General features: G+C 70.7%; 25 protein-coding genes and 1 pseudogene. 15 read left to right on the top strand and 11 right to left on the bottom strand.

The window, feature by feature from the left end; all coding sequences use genetic code 11:
- From ACWEFL_RS24985 to ACWEFL_RS24975, 3 genes and pseudogenes are all read right to left on the bottom strand, one after another.
- Positions 1-251: pseudogene (locus ACWEFL_RS24985) on the bottom strand (protein-arginine deiminase domain-containing protein); the annotation flags it as partial.
- Positions 252-430: 179 nt separating this feature from the next.
- Positions 431-589 (bottom strand): hypothetical protein, encoded by a 159-nt coding sequence (locus ACWEFL_RS24980; protein WP_451716558.1) that lies wholly within the window; start codon positions 587-589, stop codon positions 431-433.
- Positions 590-772: 183 nt separating this feature from the next.
- Positions 773-1,408 (bottom strand): TetR/AcrR family transcriptional regulator, encoded by a 636-nt coding sequence (locus ACWEFL_RS24975; protein ID WP_451716556.1) that lies wholly within the window; start codon positions 1,406-1,408, stop codon positions 773-775.
- A 132-nt stretch (positions 1,409-1,540) separates the two neighbouring features.
- On the opposite strand from ACWEFL_RS24975, the gene ACWEFL_RS24970 reads away from it, so the two are divergent.
- Positions 1,541-2,971, top strand: coding sequence for an amidase (locus tag ACWEFL_RS24970; protein ID WP_451716555.1), 1,431 nt, complete (start codon positions 1,541-1,543; stop codon positions 2,969-2,971).
- Positions 2,972-3,248: 277 nt separating this feature from the next.
- Positions 3,249-3,785, top strand: a complete 537-nt coding sequence (locus ACWEFL_RS24965) for a DUF2087 domain-containing protein (RefSeq protein WP_451716572.1) — start codon at positions 3,249-3,251, stop codon at positions 3,783-3,785.
- A 378-nt stretch (positions 3,786-4,163) separates the two neighbouring features.
- Here the strand turns inward: ACWEFL_RS24965 and ACWEFL_RS24960 are convergent, their stop codons facing one another.
- Both ACWEFL_RS24960 and ACWEFL_RS24955 read right to left on the bottom strand, forming a co-directional pair.
- Positions 4,164-4,553: a hypothetical protein gene (locus tag ACWEFL_RS24960; protein WP_451716553.1), complete on the bottom strand. Its 390-nt coding sequence runs from the start codon at positions 4,551-4,553 to the stop codon at positions 4,164-4,166.
- Positions 4,550-4,858, bottom strand: coding sequence for a hypothetical protein (locus ACWEFL_RS24955; protein ID WP_451716551.1), 309 nt, complete (start codon positions 4,856-4,858; stop codon positions 4,550-4,552). The genes ACWEFL_RS24960 and ACWEFL_RS24955 overlap by 4 nt, the downstream gene beginning before the upstream one ends.
- 162 nt (positions 4,859-5,020) lie before the next feature.
- On the opposite strand from ACWEFL_RS24955, the gene ACWEFL_RS24950 reads away from it, so the two are divergent.
- The 3 genes from ACWEFL_RS24950 (at position 5,021) to ACWEFL_RS24940 (ending at position 8,254) form a co-directional block, all read left to right on the top strand.
- Entirely contained in the window at positions 5,021-5,566 is a 546-nt protein-coding gene (locus tag ACWEFL_RS24950) for a GNAT family N-acetyltransferase (RefSeq protein ID WP_451716550.1), read from the top strand.
- Between the two features lie 477 nt (positions 5,567-6,043).
- Positions 6,044-7,279 carry a saccharopine dehydrogenase family protein gene (locus tag ACWEFL_RS24945; protein ID WP_451716548.1) on the top strand — a complete coding sequence of 412 codons (1,236 nt, stop codon included), beginning with the start codon at positions 6,044-6,046 and terminating at the stop codon, positions 7,277-7,279.
- Between the two features lie 135 nt (positions 7,280-7,414).
- On the top strand, positions 7,415-8,254 hold the full coding sequence (locus tag ACWEFL_RS24940; RefSeq protein ID WP_451716546.1) for a hypothetical protein: 840 nt from the start codon (positions 7,415-7,417) through the stop codon (positions 8,252-8,254).
- Positions 8,255-8,329: 75 nt separating this feature from the next.
- Here ACWEFL_RS24940 and ACWEFL_RS24935 read toward each other — a convergent pair whose 3' ends face one another.
- Complete coding sequence (locus ACWEFL_RS24935) at positions 8,330-10,249, bottom strand: PucR family transcriptional regulator (RefSeq protein ID WP_451716545.1); 1,920 nt, start codon at positions 10,247-10,249, stop codon at positions 8,330-8,332.
- 446 nt (positions 10,250-10,695) lie between these two features.
- Here ACWEFL_RS24935 and dnaK point away from each other — a divergent pair, with 446 nt between their 5' ends.
- The 7 genes from dnaK to ACWEFL_RS24900 all read left to right on the top strand — a co-directional run bounded on the left by dnaK (position 10,696) and on the right by ACWEFL_RS24900 (position 18,990).
- Positions 10,696-12,621 carry a molecular chaperone DnaK gene (gene dnaK / locus ACWEFL_RS24930; protein WP_451716543.1) on the top strand — a complete coding sequence of 642 codons (1,926 nt, stop codon included), beginning with the start codon at positions 10,696-10,698 and terminating at the stop codon, positions 12,619-12,621.
- 9 nt (positions 12,622-12,630) lie between these two features.
- Complete coding sequence (grpE, locus tag ACWEFL_RS24925) at positions 12,631-13,320, top strand: nucleotide exchange factor GrpE (protein WP_451716542.1); 690 nt, start codon at positions 12,631-12,633, stop codon at positions 13,318-13,320.
- Between the two features lie 8 nt (positions 13,321-13,328).
- A complete protein-coding gene (locus tag ACWEFL_RS24920; protein ID WP_451716540.1) occupies positions 13,329-14,372 on the top strand; it encodes a DnaJ C-terminal domain-containing protein in 1,044 nt (347 codons plus the stop codon).
- Positions 14,373-14,698: 326 nt separating this feature from the next.
- Positions 14,699-15,016: a chaperone modulator CbpM gene (locus ACWEFL_RS24915; protein ID WP_451716570.1), complete on the top strand. Its 318-nt coding sequence runs from the start codon at positions 14,699-14,701 to the stop codon at positions 15,014-15,016.
- A complete protein-coding gene (clpB, locus tag ACWEFL_RS24910) occupies positions 15,007-17,634 on the top strand; it encodes an ATP-dependent chaperone ClpB (protein ID WP_451716538.1) in 2,628 nt (875 codons plus the stop codon). The genes ACWEFL_RS24915 and clpB overlap by 10 nt, the downstream gene beginning before the upstream one ends.
- The gene (locus tag ACWEFL_RS24905; RefSeq protein WP_451716537.1) at positions 17,631-17,894 is read left to right on the top strand and encodes a UBP-type zinc finger domain-containing protein; all 264 of its coding nucleotides are present in this window, start codon (positions 17,631-17,633) and stop codon (positions 17,892-17,894) included. The genes clpB and ACWEFL_RS24905 overlap by 4 nt, the downstream gene beginning before the upstream one ends.
- Before the next feature lie 220 nt (positions 17,895-18,114).
- Positions 18,115-18,990: a toll/interleukin-1 receptor domain-containing protein gene (locus ACWEFL_RS24900; RefSeq protein ID WP_451716535.1), complete on the top strand. Its 876-nt coding sequence runs from the start codon at positions 18,115-18,117 to the stop codon at positions 18,988-18,990.
- Between the two features lie 152 nt (positions 18,991-19,142).
- Here ACWEFL_RS24900 and ACWEFL_RS24895 read toward each other — a convergent pair whose 3' ends face one another.
- The 4 genes from ACWEFL_RS24895 to ACWEFL_RS24880 are packed head-to-tail and all read right to left on the bottom strand — an operon-like array spanning position 19,143 to position 23,140.
- A complete protein-coding gene (locus ACWEFL_RS24895; protein WP_451716533.1) occupies positions 19,143-20,393 on the bottom strand; it encodes an ABC transporter permease in 1,251 nt (416 codons plus the stop codon).
- Positions 20,390-21,106: an ABC transporter ATP-binding protein gene (locus ACWEFL_RS24890; RefSeq protein WP_451716531.1), complete on the bottom strand. Its 717-nt coding sequence runs from the start codon at positions 21,104-21,106 to the stop codon at positions 20,390-20,392. The genes ACWEFL_RS24895 and ACWEFL_RS24890 overlap by 4 nt, the downstream gene beginning before the upstream one ends.
- Positions 21,103-22,575, bottom strand: a complete 1,473-nt coding sequence (locus ACWEFL_RS24885; RefSeq protein ID WP_451716529.1) for a peptidoglycan-binding protein — start codon at positions 22,573-22,575, stop codon at positions 21,103-21,105. The genes ACWEFL_RS24890 and ACWEFL_RS24885 overlap by 4 nt, the downstream gene beginning before the upstream one ends.
- A gap of 37 nt (positions 22,576-22,612) precedes the next feature.
- The gene (locus ACWEFL_RS24880; RefSeq protein ID WP_451716527.1) at positions 22,613-23,140 is read right to left on the bottom strand and encodes a hypothetical protein; all 528 of its coding nucleotides are present in this window, start codon (positions 23,138-23,140) and stop codon (positions 22,613-22,615) included.
- 231 nt (positions 23,141-23,371) lie between these two features.
- Here ACWEFL_RS24880 and ACWEFL_RS24875 point away from each other — a divergent pair, with 231 nt between their 5' ends.
- The 3 genes from ACWEFL_RS24875 (at position 23,372) to ACWEFL_RS24865 (ending at position 25,401) form a co-directional block, all read left to right on the top strand.
- A complete protein-coding gene (locus ACWEFL_RS24875; protein WP_451716525.1) occupies positions 23,372-23,800 on the top strand; it encodes a peptidase inhibitor family I36 protein in 429 nt (142 codons plus the stop codon).
- Between the two features lie 500 nt (positions 23,801-24,300).
- Positions 24,301-24,864: a hypothetical protein gene (locus tag ACWEFL_RS24870; RefSeq protein WP_451716523.1), complete on the top strand. Its 564-nt coding sequence runs from the start codon at positions 24,301-24,303 to the stop codon at positions 24,862-24,864.
- A 33-nt stretch (positions 24,865-24,897) separates the two neighbouring features.
- Positions 24,898-25,401: a response regulator transcription factor gene (locus ACWEFL_RS24865; RefSeq protein WP_451716522.1), complete on the top strand. Its 504-nt coding sequence runs from the start codon at positions 24,898-24,900 to the stop codon at positions 25,399-25,401.
- 249 nt (positions 25,402-25,650) lie between these two features.
- Here the strand turns inward: ACWEFL_RS24865 and lepB are convergent, their stop codons facing one another.
- Positions 25,651-26,316: a signal peptidase I gene (lepB, locus tag ACWEFL_RS24860; RefSeq protein WP_451716521.1), complete on the bottom strand. Its 666-nt coding sequence runs from the start codon at positions 26,314-26,316 to the stop codon at positions 25,651-25,653.
- Between the last annotated feature and the right edge of the window lie 627 nt (positions 26,317-26,943).

Genomic DNA, 26,943 nt, shown 5'->3' with positions numbered 1-26,943 from the left:
TTGAGGGGGCAGCGCTTGGTGTCGTCGTCGATGTTGGGGAGGAGGATCGCGCCGCGGGAGTCGGTCCAGGTGTCCTCTCCGGCCGTGTCCGAGTCGCCTCGCACGTCGACCCGGCCGTCGCGGTCGACGTCCGCCCTCAGATCGGGTCCCGCCGTGGGGGGTGCGGCCACCGCCTGGGTGACACCGGTGGCTATGAGTGCCCCGGCCACGGCTGTGGCCAGGGCGTGCCCCTTCCGGTTCTTGACGCGCACGAACATGTCCTTCCGGTCGGTCGTGTTTGGTGAGGATGACGGCCACCGCGGTGCACGGGTTCACCAGGATCTGGCCATGTGGTGGTGAGTACGGGTGTGGCGAAGGGGTCCGCGGTGACCTTGGCTCTGCGGGGGTGGGGGTGAGACTTGTGGGGTGACAGGCCGTCAGCTCTGCTGGGTCAGCCTGCCGCGCGGACCAGCCGTGCTGGAGTGCGGTGAACAACAGGGCGTTTGAGTCGCAGCACCTCGTCCGCGACGTCCACGACGTCCGCGACGTACCTGAAGTGGGTGACGACGATGGCGCACTCGCCGTCGTCGTGGGCCGGTTTCGGGAACACCTCGACGTGGAGGTGCGGATACCGTTCTGTTCGTTCACGTCGCCGCGGGAGTCTGCCACCCGGGGGCCTGCCGGGGCAGTTTGACGGTCGGTGCGTGGACGGGGGCCTTGAGCTTGAGCAGGGCCGGGTCCACTAGACCGGGTCCACTGGGCGCTCCCGTGCGTCGGGCGGGAGGACTTCGCCTCAGTCGGTCCGGTCTTCAGGGAAGCGGGGAGGTAGGACTGGTTGCTCCCAGAGGCCGGTCAGGTGTTCGTGGAGGACGTCGTGTGCCTCTTGCGGGGTGAGGTGGCCGATGAGGACGTGCGCGGTGAGCCCGTCCGCAAGGGCGAGGAGGGTGCGGGCCTCGCGTTGTGGATCGAGGGGGACGGCGTGGTCGGCGCCCTCGCCGGCTTCCGAGATGAGGCGGGTGAACGCCTCCTGCAGGGCTGCGTAGTTCGCCTTCAGCGTCCTGGCGAGCGCCTCGCTGACAGCCGCCTGCGCGACGAAGGCGAGCCAGACCCTGGCCTCGGCACGGTGCTCTTCCCTGAGCAGTGAGATCTCGGCGGCCGCGTGGCCCAGGGCGGTGCCGGCCGACTGGGCCGGGCTCCTGACGAGGCGGGCCTGTACGCGCTCGCTGATCCGCTCGCTGATGTGCCCGAGAGCGAATACGAGCATCTCTTCCTTGGTGCGGAAGCACCGCTGAACGGCGCCCATGGACACCTGCGCGCGGGCGGCGACGTCGCGAAGGGTCACGCCCTCGAGGCCGCGTTCGTCGGCGAGATGGCAGACGGCCTCGGCGATGAGGCGGCGTCGGCTCACGTGATCCACCTGCCTGGGCATGCCCGGTCACCTCCCTGCTCCACGGCGGCTCTGCTGCGTACCGCACTTTATTCGATGCACTCGTATCGGTACCAGGGTACGGTTGCGGTTCCGATGCGGGCGCATCGGTATGGAGGGGAGGCAGGAAAGATCATGCAGGATGCCTTGTGGAGGATGTCGGCCGCCGCCCAGGCGGAGGCCGTGCGCGGCGCACACGTCTCGGCACTCGAACTGGTCGACAGCCACCTCGATCGCATCGCCGAGGTCAACCCACAAGTGAACGCGGTCACCCAGCTCTTGGCGGAGCGCGCACGCGAGGCCGCGAGACAGACGGACCGTCGGCGGGCCGCCGGTGAAGCGCTGGGGCCGCTCGCGGGCGTACCGTTCACCGTGAAGGAGAGCACCCCCGTCGAAGGTGTGCCGACCACGTTCGGCACGGAGCGCTTCCGCGATCTGGTGGCGCGGGCCGACGCGCCGCCGGTGGCGCGGCTGCGCGCGGCCGGGGCCATCCCCATCGGGCACAGCAACATTCCCACCCTGATCCTGGCGGGGATGCACACGCGCAGCGAACTGTTCGGCGACACGGTCAATCCGTGGGACAGCGGCCGGACCCCGGGCGGCTCCAGCGGGGGCGACGCGGTGGCCGTGGCCACGGGCATGGCGGCGCTCGGGCTCGGCAACGACTCCGGGGGATCGGTGCGCATCCCGGCCCAGTTCTGCGGTGTGGCCGGGCTGAAACCGTCCACGGGCCGGTTTCCGGCGGACCACCGCGTTCTCGGCCCGGACGACCCGGGCCCGGCGTCCCAGATACTGGTCACCGACGGCCCGCTGGCCCGGAGCGTGGGCGACCTGCGGCTGGCCTACGAGGTGCTGGCCGGGACCGATCCGCGAGACCCACGGGCCGTACCGGTGCCCGCGTACGGCGAAGCGCTCCCCGGGCCGGTGAAGGTCGCCGTCGTGGCGGACCCCGGCGGGCACGGCGTCCACTCCGCGGTTCGGGGAGCCATCGAGACCGCGGCCGACGTGCTCCGCGACGCCGGATACGACGTGCGCGAGGTACGGGACGTACCGCGGATGGACGAGGCTCTCGAGGCGTACGGCCGGATCACCGTGACCGAGTTCGCCCCGACCTGGCCGGTGGTGCGCCAACTGCTCGGCAAAGGCGGGGACCGCTACATCGCGATGGCGATGGAGCGGACCCCGCCCGCGAGCGCGGACGAGTTCATGAAGCTGATGGGCACCTGGATGACCATTCGCCGCTCGTGGGCCGAATTCCTCGACGCGTACCCGCTGTTGCTCGGCCCGTCGTTCACCGAGCCACCGGTCGAGCCGGGGCTGGAGTCGCGCGACAGGGCGGGCCGGGACCGGGTCGCGTCGGGAATGCGCCTGTGCAGCGTGACCAGCTTCGTGGGCGTGCCCGGTGTGGCCGTACCGACCGGCGTGGCCGACGGGCTCCCCCTGGGAGTGCAGATCGTCGGGCGCGCGTTCCGGGAGGACCTGTGCTTGGCCGCGGCCCAGGCGATCGAGGACCGGCTCGGAGTTCTCACACCGGTCGACCCGCGCGTGGGAGGCCGGGCCGATTGAGCCCTTGGGCTGTAGAGGGCGCGTACGGCGGCCCCGCATCCCTCACCCTCGGCATGCCGGTCCCGTCTCGGCGGCCTGGCAGAGAACGAACCCGTTCGCCACAGAATAAACCGCTTGCGACGGCAGCCCGAGATCGCGGTACGTGTAGAGACGCCCGAGGCTCCGACGACGAACGGCGCAACGACGAACGGCGCCCGGCACGACAGGCGATCGGCACGACAGACGATCGGCGCCCGGCACGACAACCGGAATGGACACCATGAACAACGTGGACACCATGAACACGGCCCCCACCGAGGACCATTCACCCTCCTGCCGCGACCTGGTCGGTCTCCTCGCCCAGACCGACCGGCGCGCCGTCTACGCGGCCCTCGCCCTCGGCGCGACCTCCGTGGCCGAGGTCGCCGAACTGACCAAGCTCCGCCCACCGGCCGCCGCCGCGGCTCTGCAGAAGCTGACGGACGGCCGGATCGCCGCCTTCGACGACGAGAAGCGCACGTACACGCTGCTCGACGACACGTTCCGGCACGCGGTCCAGGCCGAGGTCAGGGTCTCCGGTCGGGGCAGCGGAGACGGGGCGGGCTCCTACTTCCGCCGTGGCCGGCTCACGTCTATTCCGGGCAAGGCGGAGGTACGCGGCCGCGTCCTGGCCGTGGTGAAGGACTCGTTCGAGCCCGGCGTGACGTACTCCGAGGCCAAGGTCAACGCGATCTGCGGCGAATGGTTCGACGACTGGGTAAGCCTGCGCCGTGCCCTCGTGGACGAGGGTCTGCTGCGCAGAAACGAGTCCGGTACCACCTACGAGCGCGTCTGACGGATGGTGCGCGTACGGGCCGACGACGCCCGCACACTCGCGGATGTCACCGCGCGGCGGGCCGGGCACACGGGCACGCCCGTCGGCGCGTGCTGCCGTCGCGGTGGTTTCGTGGCTCGGCCCGGACGAGTCGCGCGGACCAGGACATCGGCGGCGTGTCCTCCTGGGGTCGGCGCGCGCCGCAGTGGCAGGCGGGGCGTTTCGCCCAGCAGCGGTGCGACTCGTCCGTCGCGTCGGCTGGAGCCGTCGGCCCCGACGACCGGTCACCTCGGGGGTCTGCCGAGACTGCTCCCAGGGGGCTGGGGACCGGGGGGCCGGAAGAGCGGAGGACCGGGAGATCGGAGGACCGGGAGATCGGAGGACCGGGTGCGCTCCGCGTCAGCCGCGCCCCGGATGCGTCGGAACGTCCACCCCGACCTCGACGAAGGGGGCCACGAGCACCTCGTACTGCTCCGGCGACAGCTGCGCCATCTTGAGCACGGCGCGCCCGGCGATCACCGCGGCGCTCTTGGCGTCCGCCTGGAGACCGTTGCGGACGGCGTTCAGCTCGTCCGCCCTCGGCAGCAGGATCTCGCGGACGGCGTGCTCCAGCGCGGAGTTCTCGGCCGCGGACGGCTTGGTGGCCCGGCTCGCCTCCTTGCCGCCGGCGCGACGAAGCGCGACGGCCCGGTCGAACGCCGTGGCGAGCGACCCGGCCGGCAGCGCGCGGACCTGGTCGACGAACCGTTCGGTGGCCGCGTCGAGCACGGGCCGGTTCCCTTCGCTCATACGGCAACACCGACGGCAACGGGCGTCAACGCCCTGACCTCGCCGAAGTCCGGCGCGTGCCAGTCCGGCGCGTGCCAGTCCGCGCCGACCTTCCCGGTGAGTTTGTCGACGGAGATCGCGGTGTCGTCCATCCGGCCGAAGGCCGCCCGGCCCTCGCCGATGAACTCCCGCGCACCCCGGACCGGCGCGTCGTCCACGGCGACCTCGTACCACTCGGGCGCGATGCGCAGCTCGCCGTAGACCGGCGGCGGATGCTCGGCGGAGTACGCCACGAAGAGGGTCCTGGCGTCGCGGGGAGTCGGCATGGTGCCAATCTCGCACACCACGCCGTCGGAACGCGTAGCCGTTCAGACCGCGTCCCGCGGTTCCGACCCGGCTTCCGCACCAGCAGGTCATGGTGCCGGTACCGACGGCAGGCGCCGACGCACGAACGCGCCGCCTGACCCCGGCCGGTAAGGTTCCTGCCCATGTATCCGGTCAGCCGCGCCAGCGAGCGCCTGGCTCTGCGTGAAGTCCGTTCCGATGACACCGTCGACGTCCTGGCGATCTACGGAAGTCCGCAGGCGACCGAGCACCTCTCGTTCGCACCACGGACGCGGGAGCAGGTCACGGCCATCGTCGACGGTTCCATCGCCTCGGCCGCCGCCGAGCCGCGCATCGAGTACGCGCTCGCCGTCACCACCCGCGACGACGACCGGCTGATCGGGTGCGCCCGCCTCGCCCTCGACCCGCACCAGCAACGCGCCGCGACGATCGGCTTCGCCCTCGGTCCCGACATCTGGGGCAGCGGGTACGGGACCGAGACCGTACGGCTGCTGCTCGCCGTCGCCTTCGAGGATCTGGACCTCCACCGTGTCTGGGGAGCCCGCTCTCCCCTCAACCGGATCTCCGCCCGCACGATGACCCGTGCGGGAATGCGCGAAGAGGGGCGCATCCGGGAGCACATCCACAAGAACGGCGCCTGGCGCGACTCCATCGTCCACGCCATCCTCGAACACGAATGGGCCGGCTGACGCCGCGTCCGACCCGACCCGACCCGACCCGTACGCGAACGAGAGGGAACCCGGCGGCCCCTGCCACGCCGACTTGGCGGCCATGTGAAACGTCCGGGCCGCCCGCGGACTGGTCGCTCACCGCGCGCCGGAACGGGTGCTGGTCCAGGCGCGGCGGCGGCACCGGATTGCTCATGGACGCCGGTCGTCGGGCGAACAGTTCAGCCTCCGGCGTGAGCTGGACGTGCTGCTCCTCGCCGGTCTTCAGGAGGCGGGCGGCGACCTCCGGCGCGATGACGTGGATCAGTCCGCCGCGGTAGGGGAACGGGCTTGTGTCGGCTTCGTTGACCTTGGGCGTGCAGGACACGTTTCATCTCCATCCAGACATGTCGGAATCCAGGCATGACGGATTGAGGGCATGGTGGATTGCGGGCATGACGAATCCGGTCGGCCGGGTCCGGTCCGGCCGGGGCACCGAGTGATGGAGTGGATGACGCGATGCGAGTTCTGCTTGTCGGAGCGGGAGGCGTGGGAACGGCGATCACCAGGATCGCCGCCCGCCGTCCGTTCCTCGACCACATGGTGGTCGCCGACTACGACCTGTCCCGCGCGGAACGCGCCGTCGCCGCCCTCGGCACGGCGGCGAGCCGCTTCACCCCGGCGCGTGTGGACGCCTCCGACCAGGCGGGAGTCACGGCGCTGCTCGCCGAGCACCGCTGTGACGTCCTGCTCAACGCCACCGACCCGCGCTTCGTGATGCCGCTGTTCGAGGCGGCGCTCACGGCCCGTGCGCACTATCTCGACATGGCGATGTCGTTGTCCCGTCCGCACCCGGAGCGCCCGCACGAGGAGTGCGGCGTCAAGCTCGGCGACGCGCAGTTCGCTCGGGCCGACGCGTGGGAGGGCAGCGGTCGGCTGGCGCTGGTCGGGTTCGGCGTCGAGCCGGGGCTGTCCGATGTGTTCGCGCGGTACGCCGCCGATGAACTCTTCGACGAGATCGAGGAGATCGGCGTCCGGGACGGCGCGGACCTGACCGTCGACGGCTATGACTTCGCACCCTCGTTCAGCATCTGGACCACGATCGAGGAGTGTCTCAACCCGCCGGTTATCTACGAGGCGGACCGGGGCTGGTTCACCACCGAGCCGTTCAGCGAGCCCGAGGTCTTCGACTTCCCGGAAGGCATCGGTCCGGTCGAGTGCGTCAACGTCGAGCACGAGGAGGTGCTGCTGATCCCGCGCTGGGTGAAGGCGGGGCGGGTCACCTTCAAGTACGGGCTCGGGAGCGAGTTCATCGACGTCCTGCGTACGCTGAGCAAGCTCGGCCTGGACCGAACCGAGCCGGTCACCGTAAACGGCGAAGCAGCGAACGGCGAAACCGGGCCGGTGCGGGTCTCCCCGCGCGATGTGGTCGCGGCGTGCCTGCCCGATCCCGCGACCCTCGGCGAGCGGATGCACGGCAAGACCTGCGCGGGCACCTGGGTCAAGGGCACGAAGGACGGCCGACCGCGCGAGGTGTATCTGTACCACGTCGTCGACAACCAGTGGTCGATGCGCGAGTACGGCTCCCAGGCCGTCGTATGGCAGACCGCCGTCAATCCGGTCGTGGCGCTGGAACTGCTCGCCACCGGCGTCTGGAGCGGAGCCGGGGTGCTCGGCCCCGAGGCGTTCGCGCCGAAGCCGTTCCTCGATCTGCTCGTCGAGTACGGATCTCCCTGGGGGCTGCGCGAGCAGTGAGGGCGAGCGCCCCGAGTATGGGGAGGCGTTGACGGGGGTGCGCGACGGACCCGGTGGCCGCGGAACCCCCGGCTCCGTCGGCTCGGGTTCCGGCTCCGGGCGTGGGCTCCGGGCGGTGGCGGCGGCGGGGACGCGGTGCCGCTCTCGCCGCTGGAGATCTTCAGCGTCAGCCGCCTGGTGCGGGCCCTGCACTGGGCCACCCTCGGCGCCGACGCCCGCCGCTACCCCCACCGGGTGCGAGCCTCCGCCGCCGAACGGGAGTTGCTGGGGGAGTGCGCCTGGCTCGAACCCGGCGACAACGGCGTCGCGGTCCTCCGCGCCCCGCGTCCGGATGAGCGGGACCACCTGCCCGCCCTCCTCACGGGGGCGCGCGCCCGGCAGGGGGGTGGAGCGACCCGGAACAGCGGTGGAGCGACGCGGCAGGGCGGTGGGGCGGCCCGGCACGATGCGCGGCGGCTGCGCGAACTCCGCACCGAGCTGGAGGAGGCGGCGCGTACGACGGCCCTGCTCGAAACGTGCCCGGTGTGCGCCAGGCCCGACCCCCGGCGTCCCACCGAGTTCGAACCCCGCGACGGCGGCCTGTTCGCCGCCTCCTGCCCCGCCTGCCTGCCGCACTCGCTGGGAACTCCGCCGCTGCCCCGCCTGCGGCGACGCCTTCCCTCTGCTCGCCGCCGACGGCCACCACACCCCCGGCGCGCTCGAACCGGAGCTCGACCACCAGCTCGGCGGCGCGTTCCTGGCAACGCCTTGCTGGTCCCCCGACCACACGGGCCACGCCCTCTGCCCGGCCTGTCGGGCCTGCACGAGGACGACCCGCGTCCCGCCCTGCCCCCGCGCCTGCCCACCGGAAGCGGGCTCCCGGCCGGCGACCGGGCCGACCGCTCGGGACGGTTCCTGAGACAGCTCCTGAGCACGAGCGGGATGGCCCTGAACAGGAGCGGGAAGACCGTGACGACGAGCCCGGCGGGCGGCTGACGACCTCCGCGTCACGGGACCGGTTCAGGTTCAGGTCCAGGTTCAGGTTCCGGTTCAGGTCCGGCGGGGAGTGCTTCACCGGGGTCTGTCGAGAACGTTGTGGATACGGGTGGCCACATGGAGGTTGAGCCGGGTCTCGACTTCCCCCAGATCGTGGCCGGTGATCTCGCGGATCCGCCGCAGGCGGTAGCGCACGGTGCTCCGGTGGATGCGCAGGGCCTCGGAGGTCGCGTCGTAGCTGCCGCCGCTCTCCAGATACCGCGAGAGCGTGGTGACCAGGTCGGTGCGGTGGCGGGCGTCGTAGTCCAGAAGGGCGCCGAGCCACTCCCGTACGAATCGATCGGTTTCCCGTTCGCCGTCGCCGGTGCCCAGCATGCGGCAGAGGCCGAGTTCCCCGAACGCGGTGCTGCCGTGCGGATCAAGGGATCCGCGCCGGACGGCGAGCGCGCGGACGGCCTCGTCGTACGAATGCGGCAGGTCCGTGACGCGGTCGCAGGGACCGCCGATCCCCACGGCACCGCTCGCCGAGCCGAGGTCTTCCGAGACGGCTCGGTACAGGGCGTCCCCGAGGTCCTGGGGAGCCGGTCCCGCCACCAGGGCGACCGTGGTGGGCCCGCGGGCGCCGATGAGCACGTTCAGGCGGAGGCGGTCGGCCGCCCGAGCCACCGCGTCGCCCAGCGCGCTCCCGCCGGCCGTTCCGGGCCACTGCAGTACGGCGACGCGGTGCGGCCGGCGCAGGTCGTGACCGAGGGCCGCCGCGTGGACGAACACATCGTCGCCCTCGTCGGTCGCCTCGCCCGAGATCAGCTTCTCGACGAGGTCGTGCCGCAGGGTCGGTTCCAGTTCGGCCAGTTCGCGTTCGTGGGACAGCTCGGGGGCCAGGACCAGGGCGGTCGTCTCAAGGGCCGACACGTCCGTCTCTCCCGCCCGCCGGTCCGGGTCCACCAGCGCGACAAGGCCGAGCAGGTCGCCGGCCATCTCGATGGGGGCGACCAGCAGGTCCCGGTCCCGGAGGGCTCCGGGACGGCGGCGCGCGGTCCGCAGCAACTCGTCGTGGTGCCGGGGCTCCGGTCCGGGGCGTGGTGCGGGGCGCGGACCGCGCTGACGGGGACCCGCCCAGCCGCGCGGATTGCCGAAGAGGTCCTCGGTCAGAGCCGGGAACCCGGTGTGATTGTGCAGGGTACGGAGGATCTCCCCCTCGCCCTTGCCGGAGGCGGCGGCGCGGGAGAGCGCCTGGTGGAAGGCGTTCTGTGAGGCGAGGGAGGAGAGTGCGGCGTCGGGGTCGGGGTCGGGGTCGGGGTCGGGGTCGGGGTCGGCCACCGGCCCGGCCTCCGCGACCGTCGGATCGGCCCGTCGCCGGGTCCGTCGCCCGTTCCGGCCCGCGTTCCGGCTCTCGGGGTGGTCGGACTCGGACTCGGACTCGTCCTCGTGCTCGTACGAGAGGAGACCCGCCAGTGCGACGCCGGTCTGCCGCGCGAGGAGATCCGTGTGGGCGGTCTCCTCGGCCGAGGGGGTGCGGAGTACCCGTACGACGAGGTAGCCGAGACAGCGGTCGCGGTAACGGAGGGCGATGGCCCGGATCGGGAAGCCGCCGGGATCGTCGAAGTACCGGCTCTGGCCGTCCAGAGCGCCGATCCACCGGCCGACGCGGTCGTCGGCCGCCTCGACCTCCGATGAGGCGGGCTCCGCTGCGGCGGGTCCGCCCTCGACCGCCGTGCCGCCCGGACGGAAACGGCCGAAACCCCCTGGCCGTTGTGGCGGGCAGCGCTCCGGCAGGCCGTCGCGTACGGCATAGGCCGCTTCGGCCGCGTACGGCCCCGTGGCGGTGATCGCGGCCAACCCCGCCCACAGCACCTCGCGCGCGTCGGAGCCGTCGAGTATCGCCGTCATGAGGCGGAGAAGGCCGGGCCCGGCGGCCCAGCGCTCCGAAACCGGCTGAAGCGGCCGCTCCGGGATCGGGTGGAGCGGCACTGCCGCTCCTGGGGGAGCGTCCATCGCGGCTCCATTCGAGGCTCGTCACGGCAGCTCTCCGCCTCCCACGCTACGCCGCCCGATTCGAGTCCTCACTCCGAGTCCCCACCGCCATGCGGCCGTCCCCTGGGGGTCGCCCTCCCCTCGAGGCCGCCCTGACCTCGGGGTCGCCCTGACCTCGGGGTCCGGTGAGCCCGTACGGATTGGTCCTGCCAGGGCAGGGAACCCCGGCGCGGGCCGCGCCACCCTGTCCTGTGGACGGGTGGGCACCGCGCCGCCCAGGCGGCGGGCGTCGGGGGCGCGGGCGCGTGCGGCCGTGAGCCGGAGCCGTTGCTCCCGGCGGTTCCCGGAGCCGTCGTCCCGTGGCAGCCGCGCCGTCCGGTCCGTATCGGGACGGATTCGTATCGGGACGGATTCGTATCGGGACGTCCGCATGGGGACGGATCCGTATCGGGACGGAGGAGATTCCCATGGCGAAGGCAGTAGGCATCGACCTCGGCACCACCAACTCGGTCATCGCGGTCTGGGAGGGCGGCGAGCCGTCCGTGATCCCGAACGCCGAGGGAGCCAGGACCACCCCCTCGGTGGTCGCCTTCTCCGACAGCGGAGAGCGGCTGGTCGGACAGCTCGCGCGTCGTCAGTCGATCCTCAACCCCAAGGGCACCATCACCTCCGCGAAGCGGTTCATCGGCCGCCGCTACGACGAGGTCTCCGACGAGGCCAAGGCCGTCTCCTTCGACGTCGTGGAGGGAGAGGGCGGGGTCGCCCGCTTCGACGTGCACGGAAAGCAGTACGCGCCGGAGGAGATCAGCGCGCAGGTGCTGCGGAAACTGGCGGAGGACGCCGGGAAGTCGCTCGGCGAGCGCGTGACCGAGGCCGTCATCACGGTGCCCGCGTACTTCAACGACGCACAGCGGCAGGCGACCAAGGACGCCGGGAGGATCGCGGGCCTGAACGTTCTGCGGATCATCAACGAGCCGACCGCCGCGGCCCTCGCCTACGGGCTGGACAAGAAGGGCCACGAGACCGTCCTGGTCTTCGACCTCGGCGGAGGCACGTTCGACGTCAGCATCCTCGACGTCGGCGACGGAGTGGTGGAGGTACGGTCCACGGCCGGCGACTCCCACCTGGGAGGCGACGACTTCGACCGCAGGCTGGTGGACCATCTCGCGGACGGCTTCCAGCAGGCCGAGGGCATCGACCTGCGGAAGGACCCGCAGGCTCTGCAGCGTCTCTTCGAGGCGGCCGAGAAGGCGAAGACAGAGCTGAGTTCGGTCACCCAGACCCAGGTGAGCCTGCCGTTCGTCACGGCGGACGCCTCCGGGCCGAAGCACCTCACCGAGACGGTTCGCCGCTCCACCTTCGAGCAGATCACCGCCGATCTGGTGGAGCGCTGCCTGGGCCCGGTCAAGCAGGCGATGAGCGACGCGAAGATCACCGACAACGACATCGACGAGGTCATCCTGGTCGGCGGCTCGACCCGGATGCCCGCCGTGCAGGCGCTGGTACGGCGGCTGACCGGCGGCAAGGACCCCAATATGACCGTGAACCCGGACGAGGTCGTGGCGCTCGGGGCCGCCGTCCAGGCCGGGGTGCTCAAGGGCGAGGTCAAGGACGTCCTCCTTCTGGACGTCACTCCGCTCTCGCTGGGCGTGGAGACCGCCGGGGGCGTGATGACCAGGATCATCGAACGGAACACCACCATCCCCGCCCGCCGGTCCGAGATCTTCTCCACCGCCGAGGACAATCAGCCGGCCGTGGACGTCGTCGTGCTCCAGGGCGAGCGCGAACTGGCCGCCGACAACCGGGTACTGGGCCGCTTCCGGCTGGAGAACATCAGGCCCGCGCGGCGCGGTGAGACCCGGATCGAGGTCACCTTCGACATCGACGCCAACGGCATCCTCAAGGTCGGCGCCAAGGACAAGGACACCGGAGCCGAACAGTCGATCACGATCAGCGAGGGCTCCAACCTCGAACCGGCCGAGGTGGAGCGGATGATCCAGGAGGCCGAGAGCCACCGCACCTCCGATCAGGCCCTGCGCGAGGCCATCGACGCCCGTAACGAACTCGACGCCGCCGCGTATCAGGTGGAACGGAGGCTGGGCGAACTCGGGGACGCGGCTCCAGAGCACGAGCGCGCCCGCGCCGAACTCCTCGTCGGGGAGGCGCGTGCGGCCGTGAAGGAGGAAGCGCCGGTGGACCGGGCCCGTAGCCTCGGCTCCGAACTCCAGCAGATCTACGCCGCGCTGGGCGCCCACTCCGCCTCGGCCTCCGCTTCGACCTCCGCCTCGGCCCAGCCCGGAGCCCAGCCGGGCGCGGGGCCCGGTGAGGCTCCCGAAGGCCGGCGGCCGGGCGGCGACGACGATGTCATAGACGCCGAATTCGACCGGGACTGAGGCGGTGTCATGTCGGACCAGGAACAGGACCGCGACCGGGAACAGAGCCAGGACCGCGACCGGAACCAAGGCCGGCACCGGGAACAACACCGGACCGGTGGTGCGGAGAACGCCGGTAGTGCGGAGATCGCCGGTGGTATGGAGAACGCCGGTAGTGCGGAGATCGCCGGTGGTACGGAGGACCGAACCCCCACCACGATCCCGCAGGAGCCGACCGCCCCGCCGCAGGAATCGACCGAGCCGACCGCGTCACCGCAGGGGCCGCCGGCCCTCGACGCCGCGGAACTGGAGGACCGCTGGCGGCGCGCACTCGCCGATCTGGACAACCTCCGCAAGCGCCACGCCCGCGACCGGGCCCGGGAGCTGGAGTCGGAACGCGCCGGGGTCGCCGCCTCCTGGCTCCCGGTCGTCGACAATCTCGAACGCGCCCTCAGCCATGCGGACGCGGACCCCCAGGCGATCGTCCACGGAGTCCGAGCGGTACGCGATCAGGCCGTGGAAATCCTGCGGAGCCTCGGCTATCCGCGCCACGACGAGACCGGCGTCCCCTTCGACCCCAAACGGCACGACGTGGCGTCCGTGGCCGACGCCCCGGACACCGCTCCGGGCACCGTCGTCCAGGTACTGCGCCCCGGTTACGGCGACCCCGACCGGCAGTTGCGGCCGGCGACGGTGGCGGTCAGCGGCAAGCGGGAGTGAGTGACGCCATGGCCCGCGACTACTACGAGGTGCTCGGAGTCCCCCGTACGGCCGACGCGGACCGCATCCAGCAGGCTTTCCGCACCCTGGCCCGCCGTCACCACCCGGACGTCAACCGCGACCCGGCGGCCGAGGAACGCTTCAAGGAGATCAACGAGGCGTACGGAGTCCTCTCCGACCCCGACACGCGGGCGCGTTACGACCGCTTCGGCGCCGACTTCCGGCAGATCCCGGAGGACTACGACGAGCGGGTCGCCGCCGCGCAGGGCTTCGGCGCGGGCGGTCCGTACGCCGGTGGCCGACCCGGTGGCGGTGCATACGGCGGTCCGTACGGCGGAGGTCCGTACGGCGGAGGTCCGTACGGCGGAGGTCCGTACGGCGGAGGTCCGTACGGCGGCGGCCCCTTCCGCGGCGGCCGGGTCCGTACGGAAGGGACCGCCGGTGCGCGGGCCGGGGGCATCGACTTCGAGGATCTCTTCGGAGACCTGTTCGGCGGCGGGGGCGGCGGGCCGGTGCCCGGCGCGGACCAGGAGGCCGAACTCACGCTCACCGTGGAAGAGGCATACCGCGGCGGCCGGCGGAAGATCACTCTCGGCGGCCCCGGCGGGGAGCGCGCCTACGACGTGAACATCCCCGCGGGGGTGATCGACGGCCAGCGCATCCGGCTCGCGGGCGAGGGCGGCCGGGGTCGCGGCCCCGGCCCCGCCGGAGACCTCTACCTCGTGGTCCGTATCGCACCGCACCCCCGCTACCGGCTCAGCGGTCGCGACATCCACGTCGACCTGCCGGTCACCCCCTGGGAGGCCGCCCTGGGGGCCACCGTCCCGGTCACCGGACCCGGCGGCAGCGCCAAGGTCCACATCCCTCCGGGCACCTCCACCGGCCGTCGGCTGCGGCTGCGGGGTGAGGGGATGCCCCACCCCAAGGGCACGGCCGGTGATCTTTACGCCGAGATCCGGGTGAAGGTGCCCTCCTCGCCGACTCCGCGTGAGCGCGAGCTGTTCGAAGAGCTGGCCGCCGTCTCGACCTTCGACCCGAGGAAGCAGACATGAGACACCATCAGCGCTCTCCGGCACGGAGGGCCGAGCGAGCCGGGGAACCCGGGGCAGCCGGTGGAGCCGGTCGGACAGGTCGGACCGGTCGGGCACGGGCCGAAGAGGCCGCGAGGGCCACAAGGGCCGCAGCGGCCGACGAGCCCGCACGGACGGAGGGGACCAGCCGGCCCGCACACGCCGACCAGCCCGCGCACACCAACCAGCCCGCAGACTCCAGCCGACCCGCACACTCCAGCCAGCCCGCACAGCGCACCCAGCCCACTCACCCCACCGAGCCCACTCACCCCACCCAGCCCGCGAGGCCCCCCACCCCCCGATACCCCCTGCTACGAATCCATCCGGCCACCCCCTACCGGCTGCCCCTGACGGACGCCGCCCGGCGCAGCGGCCTCCAGCCCGACCTGGTCGTCCGCTTCGTCGCGCTCGGGCTGGTGGACGCCGAGCGGGACGTCTGCGGACGCCTGTGGTTCCGTACCACCGCCCCGTCCGCCATCGCCCGGATCCAGCGGCTGCGTACCGGACTCTCCCTCAACTACGCGGCCATCGGCCTCGTCCTGGACCTGCTCGACCGCATCGACCGTCTGGACACCGCGCTGCGGCGCAGCGAACAAGCGGCCAAGGAGCGAACGCCATGGACATGAACCGCCTGACCCAGAAGTCGCAGGAAGCTCTTCAGGAAGCGCAGAGCGTGGCGGTGCGGCTCGGCCAGAACGAGGTCGACGGGGAGCATCTGCTGCTGGCCCTGCTCGACCAGCCGGACGGTCTCACGACCCGGCTGCTCGCCCGCGCCGGAGCCGACCCGGCCGCGCTGCGGGGCGCCGTCGAGGCGGATCTCGCCAAGCGCCCGCGTACGACCGGGCCCGGTGCCGTCCCCGGCCAGGTGATGGTCACGCAGCGCCTCGCCCGGCTGCTCGACACGGCGGAGCGGGAGGCGAGACGCCTCAAGGACGAGTACGTCTCGACCGAGCACCTGGTGCTGGCCCTGGTCGACGAGGGCCCGGTGACCGCCGCCGGCCGCCGGCTCGCCGAACAGGGCGTCACCAAGGACGCCTTCCTCACCGCCCTCACCGAGGTGCGCGGGAACCAGCGGGTCACCTCCGCCAACCCCGAGGCCGCCTACGAAGCGCTGGAGAAGTACGGCCGTGACCTGGTCGTGGAGGCCCGCACAGGCCGGCTCGACCCAGTGATCGGCCGGGACTCCGAGATCCGGCGCGTGATCCAGATCCTCAGCCGTAAGACCAAGAACAACCCCGTGCTGATCGGCGAACCGGGCGTGGGCAAGACCGCCATCGTGGAGGGACTCGCGCAGCGGATCGTGCGCGGTGACGTACCGGAAGGGCTGCGGGACAAGACGGTGTTCTCGCTCGACATGGGCTCGCTGGTCGCCGGGGCCAAGTACCGAGGGGAGTTCGAGGAACGCCTCAAGGCCGTCCTCGCCGAGGTCAAGGGGGCCGAAGGCCGGATCCTGCTCTTCGTGGACGAACTGCACACCGTCGTCGGCGCGGGCGCGGCGGAGGGCGCGATGGACGCGGGCAACATGCTCAAGCCGATGCTCGCCCGCGGCGAACTGCACATGATCGGCGCGACCACGCTGACCGAGTACCGCAAGCGCATCGAGTCCGACGCGGCTCTGGAACGCCGTTTCCAGACCGTCCTGGTGGACGAGCCGACCGTGGAGGACGCCATCTCGATCCTGCGCGGCATCCGCGAACGTCTGGAGATCTTCCACGGAGTCAAGATCCAGGACGGTGCGCTGGTCGCCGCCGCCACCCTCAGCCACCGCTACATCAGCGACCGGTTCCTTCCCGACAAGGCCATCGACCTGGTGGACGAGGCGTGCGCACGGCTGCGTACGGAGATCGACTCCATGCCGGCCGAACTCGACGGACTCACCCGCCGCGCCACCCGGCTGGAGATCGAGGAGGCGGCGCTGGCAGAGGAGACCGACCCCGCGAGCGGCGCCCGTCTGGAGGATCTGCGCCGCGAACTGGCCGACGTGCGGGGCGAGGCGGACGCCAAGCACGCCCAGTGGGAGGCCGAGCGCCAGGCGATCCGCCGCGTCCAGGAACTGCGCCGGCAGCTCGAACACGCCCGGCAGGAGGCCGAGGAGGCCGAACGCGCCTACGACCTCAACCGGGCCGCCCAGCTCCGCTACGGCACCGTGAGCGAACTGGAGCGCCGCCTCGCGGCCGAGGAGGAGCAACTCGCCGTCCGGCAGGGCGAGACCCGTCTGCTGCGCGAGGTGGTCACCGCCGAGGAGATCGCCGGGATCGTGTCCGCCTGGACCGGCATTCCCGTAACCCGGCTCCAGGAAGGCGAACGGCAGAAACTCCTGCGCCTGGACGAGATCCTGCGCGAACGCGTCATCGGACAGGACGAGGCCGTCCAACTGGTCGCCGACGCGGTGATCCGGGCCCGCTCCGGGGTACGCGACCCGCGCCGGCCCATCGGCTCGTTCATCTTCCTGGGCCCCACCGGCGTCGGGAAGACCGAACTGGCGAAGACGCTCGCCGCCGCGCTCTTCGACAGCGAGACCAGCATGATCCGCCTCGACATGAGCGAGTACCAGGAGAGGCACACCGTCAGCCGCCTGGTCGGCGCGCCCCCCGGTTACGTCGGTTACGAGGAGGGCGGCCAGCTCACCGAGGCGGTGCGCCGCAAACCGTACTCCGTCGTCCTCTTCGACGAGATCGAGAAGGCGCACGCCGACGTCTTCAACACCCTGCTCCAGGTGCTGGACGACGGCCGGATCACCGATGCCCAGGGGCGTACGGTCGACTTCCGCAACACGGTCGTCATCATGACCTCCAACCTCGGCTCCCCGTATCTGCTCCAGGACGCCACCGAGGCCGGAGAGATCAAACCCGAGGTGCGGGAACTCGTCATGGGCGAGCTGAACAGCCACTTCCGCCCGGAATTCCTCAACCGGGTCGACGACATCGTCCTCTTCCACCCCCTCGGCCTCGCCCAGATCGAACGCATCGTCGACCTGATGCTCGACGAACTGCGCCGCCGCCTCGCCGAACAGCGCATCACCCTCGCCCTCACCGAGGAGGCCCGCCGGCTGATCGCCGGGGAGGGCTACGACCCGGTGTACGGGGCCCGGCCGCTGCGCCGCTTCATCTCACACGAGGTCGAGACCCGGATCGGCCGGGCGCTGCTCCAGGGCGAGGCCCGCGAGGGCGCGACCATCCTGATCGACGCGCGCGCCGGGGAACTGACCGTCACCTTCCAGGACGAGCCACAGGAGCCGTCATGACCACCCTGCCCGACCCGCATCTCTCCATGATCCGGGACGTCACCCCCAAAACCCCCCAGGGCTGCGAGGACTGCCTGCGCGAGGGCACCGTCTGGGTCCATCTGCGCCTCTGCCTCACCTGCGGCCAGGTCGGCTGCTGCGACTCCTCCCCGATGCGGCACGCCCGCGCCCACGCGGCGAGCGCCGGGCACCCCATCATCCAGTCCTTCGAGCCCGGCGAGGACTGGCGCTGGTGCTTCATCGACGACGCCATGGTCTGAGACGGTGGGTCGGTCCAGCCGCTCGTACGGCAGGGGAGCGAACGGCGACCACCACCTGCACGACGCGTGCCGCCCTGATCGACAGGCTGCACGAAATCGCTTCAGTCCCAGCGGCAACCGCACCCAGCTGCATACACATCTGGCTTCAGACCATCTGACAGCAGGCGACCCCGCCGACCGCTAGCCTGTACGCATCGCGCACATTTCAGGATCTGAATCCATGGGGGCGGTTCCTTTGGGGCCGAGAAACAGCGAAGATCCTTCCGCCTCGCCGGAGCAAGGCAAGGATTTTCCCTACGATGTCTGTTTCTCATTCGCGGGAGAAGACCGACCCTATGTCGCGAGAGTGGCGCAAATCCTCAAGGATAAGGGCGTTCGCGTATTCTATGACGATTACGAGAAGTCCACCCTGTGGGGAAAGGACCTGTACGAACATCTGAGCTGGGTGTACCAGCGCTCCGCGCGCTACTGTGTCATCTTCATCTCCGCTGCTTACGCCGAGAAAATGTGGACGAATCATGAGCGCAGAAACGCTCAGGACCGTGCGCTGACCGAGGCCCGGGAGTATATCCTTCCGGCTCGATTCGATGAAACGAAAATACCCGGAATGAGGGATTCTGCGGGATTTATAGATCTGCGGGACATGGCACCGTCGAATCTCGCCGATTTGATCTCCGCGAAAATCCTTTCCTCGACTGGTCGCAGTCTAGCGGTGCCGAATGGCCAGGAGATCGTGAACCGGTCAGGGTTGACGGTGGGCGAATCCCCCGTGAAAGGGATCGGTATATTGCGAGTTTCGGCATCGCGCATCAGGGGGGCGATTGCCCTTCGGGCGGTCAGGCCGCGAGCAGAATTCTGCGGAAAGGAGCATGTCATCACCTGGTCGGGGGTGCATGAATTTGCCCTTCCTGTCGGCAGGTGTGACGTCAGTGTGTTCTTTCCCTATGTGCAAGGGGCGCGATGCTGTGCCGCTTCTATTGCGGTGGAGATCACCTTGGAGAATATTGTCGAGGTGGAGTACCGTGCGCCCCTCTGGATGTTCAATTCAGGGACCGTGAAGGCTAGATACGTGAGGCGCGATCAATCGAGTTTATGACAGTCCGGAAAGTCCGGGCCGCTCGACGGACCTGCCTGGACAAGCCCGTGCTTGTACGGCGTATCCACCCACTTCCTGGTCACACTCGAAGAACCCGTGCGGCCGTCCTCATGTCACGGCCGGAACACCACCAGCTATCGCCGACCGAGTCGTCAGCGTCGCAGGGCCTCCGCCGGCTGGATACGGGAGGCCCGCCACGCCGGGTACAGGCCGGCCAGTACGCCGGTGAGCAGGCCGATGAGAGGGGCGGCGAGGACCGTGGCCGGGTGGACGACCGGAGTCCAGTCGCGGGCCGCCGCCACCCCCACCACGGTGATCACCCCGAGTGACGTGCCGACGAGTCCACCGAGCGCGCCCAGCGCACCGGACTCGGCGAGGAACTGCGCGGTGACATGACGGCCCCGGGCGCCGAGCGCGCGGCGCAGGCCGATCTCGCCGGTGCGTTCCAGTACGGCGACGAGTGTCGTGTTGGCGATGCCGACCGCGCCGATGACGAGACAGATCGTGGCAAGGAGAAGGAAGAGGCGGTTCAGGTCGCCGCTCACGCCGGAGCGCAGGGCCTTGGGCGCGGGAGGCGGTACGGCCTTCAGGTACTCGGGGTGGTCGGGGCGCAGCGCGACCGGGGCGAGCCGGGCGACCTGCTGTGCCGCGCCGAGTTCTGTGGCCACGAGCATCGACGCGGCCCCGGCTTCGGGCTGCCCCCATACCTTTTCCGCGGTGGTACGCGGCACGACGACCGACAACAGCAGGTCGGCCTTGCGCCGGGTGTCCGTGATGACGCCGGTCACGGTGAAGGGCTGGTCGCCGATGAAGACCGCGGGCCGGGTCGCCAACGTGGTGATGCCGAGTTGGGACGCGACGCCCTGACCGATGACGGCGACGAACTCGGCCTTCTCGTCCATGCGTTCGTCGTAGAGGCGGCCCTGGCTGAGCGTGGGCTCCGCGGCCGCCAGCACCCCGGGGGAAGCGGCGACGATATCGATGTCCGCGCCCTGCGCGGCGCCGCCGACCGGGGCGGTGCGTACGGTGGTACCCGGCCCGGTCCGCACCGGCCAGTACACGCCCGCTGCCCGGACGCCGCTCAGCTTGTTCAGCCGCTGGTCGGCGTCGGCGGGGAATGCGGCCGAAGCGAACTCGTCGTGTTCGGCGGCCACGTCCTCGACGTTCACCTCCGTCGCGGTCAGCGCGTTGAAACGGGCGTCGATCTGCGAGGAGGTCGTCGCGGTCAGACCGAGGATGGCGACGAAGGTGCCGACGCCGAGCACGGTGCCGAGCGCGGTGAGCGCCGAGCGGCCGGGGCGTTGGAGCGTTCCGGCGAGCGCTTCGGCGAGCAGATCGCGGACGGGGAAGACGGACGGGCGGACCACCGCTGTCCGACGCGGCCGGCGCTTCAGTCTGATCACCGTGTCTCTCCGCCGCGCTCGGCGATCCCCGTCCTGGTCTGTTCCCGCAGTATCCCGTCCCTGATCGCGACCGTGCGCGCACCCCGTTCGGCCACCCCGAGGTCGTGGGTGATGACCAGGACGGTCATGCCGTCCTGGTGCAGTTCCTCCAGCAGGGCCAGCACCGAGCGGGTGTTGGCGGTGTCGAGGTTGCCGGTGGGCTCGTCGCACAGGAGAAGGGAGGGACGGGCCACCAAGGCGCGGGCGATCGCGACGCGCTGACGTTCGCCGCCGGAGAGGCGAGTGGGTACGGAGGCCGCCCGGTGGCCGAGTCCCACCCGTTCCAGAGCTTCCAGAGCATCGGCCTTTCGGCGTGCACGCGGTGCGCCGTTGTAGACGAGCGCGAGCGCCACGTTCTCCAGCGCGCTGCGGTGCGGGAGGAGGTGGAAGGACTGGAAGACGAAGCCGATGCGCCGCCCCCGCAGGGCGGTGCGCTCGGCGTCCCGCAGCGCGGAGGTGTCGACGCCGTCCAGGAGATAGTGACCGGTGGTCGGGCTGTCGAGCAGGCCGACGATGTTCAGGAAGGTCGACTTGCCCGACCCGGACGGCCCGACGACAGTGACGAACTCCCCGCGTTCGACGGTCAGATCGCACGACTTGAGCGCGGGTACGGGAGGTGGGCCCGGGTAGGTGAGGCCGACCTGCCGGAACTCGATGACGGGTCCTTCGTTCACGGGGACGGCACCCCCGTCGCCTTCTTCTCCCCGGCCACGCCGATGACCACCTCGTCGCCTGCCTTGAGGGTGCCCGGGTTCACCGGTTCGACGGCCACGTAGCCGTCGCCGCTCGTCCCCGGCCGGATCTCCACCCGCCGCTGAGTGCCGTCGGCCCCGACCACGATGACGACGGTACGGCCGTCCGCGCCGGACGTGATGGCGGTGACCGGCACGACCAGCGCCTTCTTCCCGGTGGACGCCGCCTCGATGGTGAGCCGGACGTCTTGGCCCGTCAGCCGCGGGTCGAGCGCCTTGTCGGGGGTGATGCGCACCAGGTAGCCGGAGGTGTCGGCGGCCGTATCGGCTCCCCCGCCCTCCCCGCCCTCGCCGTCGCTGCCGTCGGACTGCCCCGCGCTCTCCGCCGACGTGCTCATGGTGTCGGCGACCGAGGTGACCTCGCCCTTGGCGGTGATCCCGCTGACCTCGGAGTGGATCTCCACGCGCTGGCCGGCGCGCAGCAGCCCCTTCTGGTACTCCGGCACTTGGGCCTGAGCCAGCAGGCGTCCCGCCGAGACCGTCATCACCGTGCCGGTCACCTGGTCGCCGACCTGGCCCTGCACCCCGCCGACCCGGGCCGGAAAGCTCTCCAGGAACACCGCCTCGGCCGCCGGCAGCATCGGCCCCGACTCGGCCTGCGCCTCGGCGTACGCCGCCCGCGCGTCGGCGAGATCCTCCTTCGCGCGGTCCACGGCCTTGCCGAGCGCGCCGTCGGGGTCGCTGTCGGCCGCGTCCCTGGCGTCCTCGGCGTCCTCCACCGCGCGTCGCGCGCCGGTCACGGCGTCGGCGGCGGCTTCCAGAGCGGCGCCATCGTCGTCCTGGGCGGGGCGCGGGTCGTAGCCGATGGCCGCGTAGAACGCGGTCAGCGCCGTCTTGGTGCCCGCGCCGAAGGTGCCGTCCGGGTCGCCGCCGGTGGCGTGTCCGAGTGCGCGCAGGGCTCGCTGGAGCTGGGTGACGTCCTTGCCGGTGGCGCCGGGGCGCAGGTCGCGGTAGAGGGGCAGCTTGCCGCGCAGGGCGAACACCGGGCGGCCGGAGACCTCCAGCAGGACCTGGCCGTTCCCGACCGTGGATCGGGCGGTCGCCGCGATCTTCGTGACGACGGCGCCGGAGCCGCCCTCGCCGGGTGAGATCTGCGGTGCGACCCGTACGGTCTGTCCCGCCACGACCTCCCCGCGCGTGATGACCGAGGACACCAGCACCCGGTGCTCCACCTGGGCGGTCAGCGCGTCCTGCGCCGGCGCCTTGGCATCCGCCGCCACCTGGGCGGGTGACTTGATGACGAGGGAGGCACCGAGCCCCCCGAGCGCGACCAGCGCGGCACCGGCCGCGACGGCGAGTGCCCAACGCCGGCGACGGCCCATGCCGTCCGTCGGCCGCGAGGGTGCCGGGGAGTTCTCCACGGCGTCGCGGTCCTCAGTGTCGATGGCCACGCCTGTCCCTTCTCCGCCCTGTCTCCGTGCCGCTCGCTCAGCCACCCTCGTTGATGCCGTCACCGGCGCCGGTGTCGGGCGTGCACTCCTCCAGGGCCGCCACCAGGCCCGGATCGCTCTTGGCCGCGGCGGCGGCGGAATCGGGAACATCGCCGGTCGCCGGGTCGGGATCGGGATAGTCCTTGAACCCCTTTTCCCGGACACACGCGCTGAGTTCGCGCGCCGCGGCCAGGGCCTTGGCGGAGACGGGGGCCGAGGCCGGGGTGGGCAGGAGATCGCGGCACTTCTCCTCGGCCTTGGTGATGGCGGCGGTGTTGTTCTTGTCCTTGTCGACCCGGGGTTCGCCTCCCTCGCTGGTTTCGAGGACCACGTCGTTCTTCTCCAGGCAGGAGTAGTACGCCTTCACCTCGGGGCGCGCGGTGGCCGACGGGGACCCCTTCCCCTTCCCCTTCCCCTTCCCCGCGTCCGGGCCGCCGCTGTCGCCACCCGAGCAGCCCGTCAGGACCAGGGCCGCCAGCGCGCACAGGGTCACGGCGGTACGGGAGAAATGGGGGGCGATAGGCACGTGGGGCTCCAGGCAGGGGCAGAGGAGTCGGGCGGGAACAGGAGAAACACGGACGAGAGTCGCCGAGAGCTCCGGTGCTCGATGGGCAATCCGGCCGACTGGTCAACGTATTCACGCTTGCCTGCGGTGTCTACTGCCTCCAGGGGCAGTAGACACCGGCTGATTCTGGTTGTTTTGATCGTATTGGCGCACGCATCAGTGGGCGCATCGCAGAACACGGGAGGAATCGACATGTTCCGAACTTCCGGCAAACGCAGAATCGTCACTGCCGCCGCCGCGGCCGTCGCCGCCGCGGGTCTGGTCTTCGCCACCGCCCCGAACGCCTCCGCGGCCAACAAGGACGGCTCCTTAGAGACCGGCGAGTTCGGCCTCTACTACAACACCAACCTCGGAGGCTGCGTCTTCGATCTGCTGGTAGAGGACGCGAACTTCTCGAACGACACCTTCGACGCCCCGGGAGCCAGCACCTGCAACGGTCTGGGGCAGACGACCAACGACAACGCGGCGTCATACCGGAACCGCGACGCGTACAGATGGTACGTGTACACGGACTCGAACGCGGGCGGCGTCGAGGGCTGGCTCGACGGCGGCACGTGGAGCAATGCTTCGGCCAACTTCAAGAACAGGGTCTCGTCGGCCTACTACTACGACGCAAACTGAGTCGTACGACCTGCCCAGTTGAGCAGCCGCTGTTCCGCCCGTAAGCGCCGGGCGGAACAGCGGCTGTGCCATCGTACCCGCGCACGAAGGACCCCTGATGCGACTGCTGCACGGCCGGCGGACCGGCACCCCGCTTCTGGCACTCACGCTCGGCACCTGCGCCCTGCTGCTCACCGCCTGCTCCGGTGGCGGCACGGCGGACAAAGCAGGCGGCGAGCCGGAGCTGGGCGCGATTCCCAAGATGCTGGCGACCGCCGGGCTCGAATTCCCCCTCGACGCCTACGAAGCCACCATCGCGGAGCGCACGGCAATCACCCAGGCGCGAAAGAAGCTGGAGGTTCAGTGCATGGCGCGGTACGGCTTCATCTACACGCCTCCGCAGATTCCGGAAACGGGCAGCGGGACGTCCAACACCCGACTCTACGGTGTGGTGGACGCCAAGATCGCCGCCCGGTACGGATATCAGAATCCTCGCACCGTCTCTGCCCCCCCGGAAGCCGGTGGCGAGGCCGCTCACCAAGGCCGAGGAACTCGCTTTGCACGGAGATCCCCAGCTGAAGCCGGAGGAAATCCCGGCGAGCCAGGAGGAAGCCGAACGCGAAGGCGGCGGCAAGCAGAGGATCGCTGGAAAGGCCGTGCCGGTGGGCGGATGCGTCACCGAGGCGTCCCTCAAGGTCCACCGGCCGCAGGGGAACGCGGTGGAACCGCTCTACATCTTCAACCTCAAGGCCGAAGCGCAGTCCCTGGCGCGTGCCGACTCCCGCGTCCGTGAGAATTCGGAGCAGTGGTCCGCCTGCATGCGCGAGGCCGGATACTCCGTCACCGACCCGATGGACGCGACCGATGAACTCGGTTACGAAGGCGACCGGTTGTCCTCTCCGGCCGCGATCACAGCGGCCAAGTCGGATGTCGCGTGCAAGGAGAAGGTCAATCTGGTCGGCGTGCGCTACACGGTCGAATCCGCCTACCAGAAGCGCGTGATCGACAAGAACGCCGAGACCCTGGACCTCGCCCGGAAGCAGTTGGAGGACCGCCTCAAACTCGCCGCCCGGTTGGACGGTTGATCCGCACCCACCGCACCGGTACCCATTGACCGCGTGGCGAGAGGGGGGTGCGTACCTATCCGGCCCCGGCGTGGTCCGATCTCCGTAATCCGTTGCCGACACCATCCCCCGCGTGGAAGCCTTGTCGCGAGGCGATGGCGTCGATTCCGTCGCTCAAGCACACCTCCGGGGGCCACGCTCGTGTCCGAGGACGCCTTACCGTCGTGCAGTGCGGTTTCGCTTCATTGTCCACACAGGACCCGCGACCCCGTCACCACAGCCCTCGCCCGAGTCGGTTCGCTGACCGCACGAGAGAGGGAGGTCTTCTGCCTCTTGGGCCGCGCCGAGTCGAACACGGAGATCGCCGAGTGCCTCGGCATCGGCTCCCGCACCGTGAAGTTCCACATCACGAACATCCGCCGGAAGCTGGGCCTGCTCAGCCATCACCTGCTGTGCGCCGCGTCCTACGTGCACAGCAGGTCGGCCCCCCACCTGACCGGTCCTACGCCTCCTGTCACCGACTGCGCCCGGTCGGCGCCCCAGTCGACGTCGTGCTGAAGCTCCCTGCGGGTGCGCAGCCCCGCCCCTGAGCCGAACACAGGTCGACGGGTTGGTCGGTGGGAGCTGGGTCGGGGCCGGTGTTCGTAGGTGAGGGTGGTGCCCGGCTGGTGGACCGATATGCCACCTCGGCCGTCCTGGAGTCAGTGAGTATGGAATGGCTCCGGTAGTGGACCCTGTCGCCGATCGCGCCCTGACCCACCGAGCCGCCGCGCTCACGCCGGCCACAACACACATGCTCAAGATCGCTTAGGTCAGGGGCCACGGCGGCACAGCCGCGAGCGACCGCCGGGCACGCCGCCCGGCCGCGTACCCTCCGATCCCCAGGCCGATCCCGACCAGGGTCAGCACGATCCCGAGGACCCCGAGCGCCACCGACACCGCTGGCACAGTGAAGCCCTTATGCACTCGCCCGAGCACCCCGGAGGCCGCGACGCTGCCCGACTGCTTGTCGAGGAAGTACCGCGAGTCGTTCGAGTTCCCCCGGTGGTCGCCCAGCAGGAACAACCGCCCGTCCGGCACCTTCACGTCGTACGGTCCGGTAGTCGGGTTCACTTCGCCGCGCATCACATACGGTTCGTCGACCGGCTTCCCGTTCACCGTGATCCGACTTCCGTCGCTCACCACATGATCGCCGCCCATCCCGATGACCCGCTGCAGGACCGGTCTGCCCTGATAGCGATCGGGCACATGGACGAGTACGACATCACCCCTGCGTATCTCGCCCGCGTCGATGCGGTCGATGACCAGCCGCTCACCTGGGCGGTACGTGGGCTCCATCGCCTCGCCCGTGACGGTGGCCCCCTGGTAGTTCGTGAGGAAGTACCCGATGCCCCCCAGCGCCAGGATCAGCCCGAGTGGCACAAGTACCCAGGCCGCGACTCTCAACCCGCTGCCCACTCCCCGCTGCCGCATGAACACCCCTCCCTTGAACCGCCCGAGGCCAGGCGGACCGGTAGAGGCTAAGCGGTCTCGGAGCGGGTACGCACCTCACCCCAAGGCAGCATCGGTCGGTGGAGTCTCTGGCCCAGCCAAGTGCCGGCGCAGGGGCCCAGGAGCATCAGCCTGGAAGATCGGCGCGGAGCGGACCGGAGGCGGGAGCGGAACGAACGACGAGTGCTTGGTGGGCGAGCGTGGCAAGCCGTTCCGGCGGCCCCTGAAGTGGTCTAGATAAAATTCAAGGCCGCGGCCTCTGGCCTGGGCCTTCTCCATGGAGCGGGTGACGAGAATCGAACTCGCGCTCTGAGCTTGGGAATCAGCGATCCGAGGATGGCGTCCGAGTGCTGACCTGCGCCAATGCTCTCCCTCGACGCGTCAGGAAGAGCAATTGCTTGACCGCTGCTGACCGGTGTCCGCTGGCCCTTCTGGCATGACCATGGCACGGAGACCTCCTCGTCCCGAAGTAACTGGGGTGGAGGCTCTGCCTGGGGCTGGTGTGCCTCTCACCTGCGCTGATGGTCCGCAGGCGTTCACCCTCGTCCGCCGCTGTTCATCGGCGTTGTCATGCAGATAGACACCCATGGCTGCTGCGCCGCTTGCTTC

The organism is Streptomyces sp. NPDC004838, from assembly GCF_053600955.1.
The sequence above is the reverse complement of the archived record's forward strand: the minus strand, read 5'-3'. Positions and strand labels throughout refer to the sequence as shown.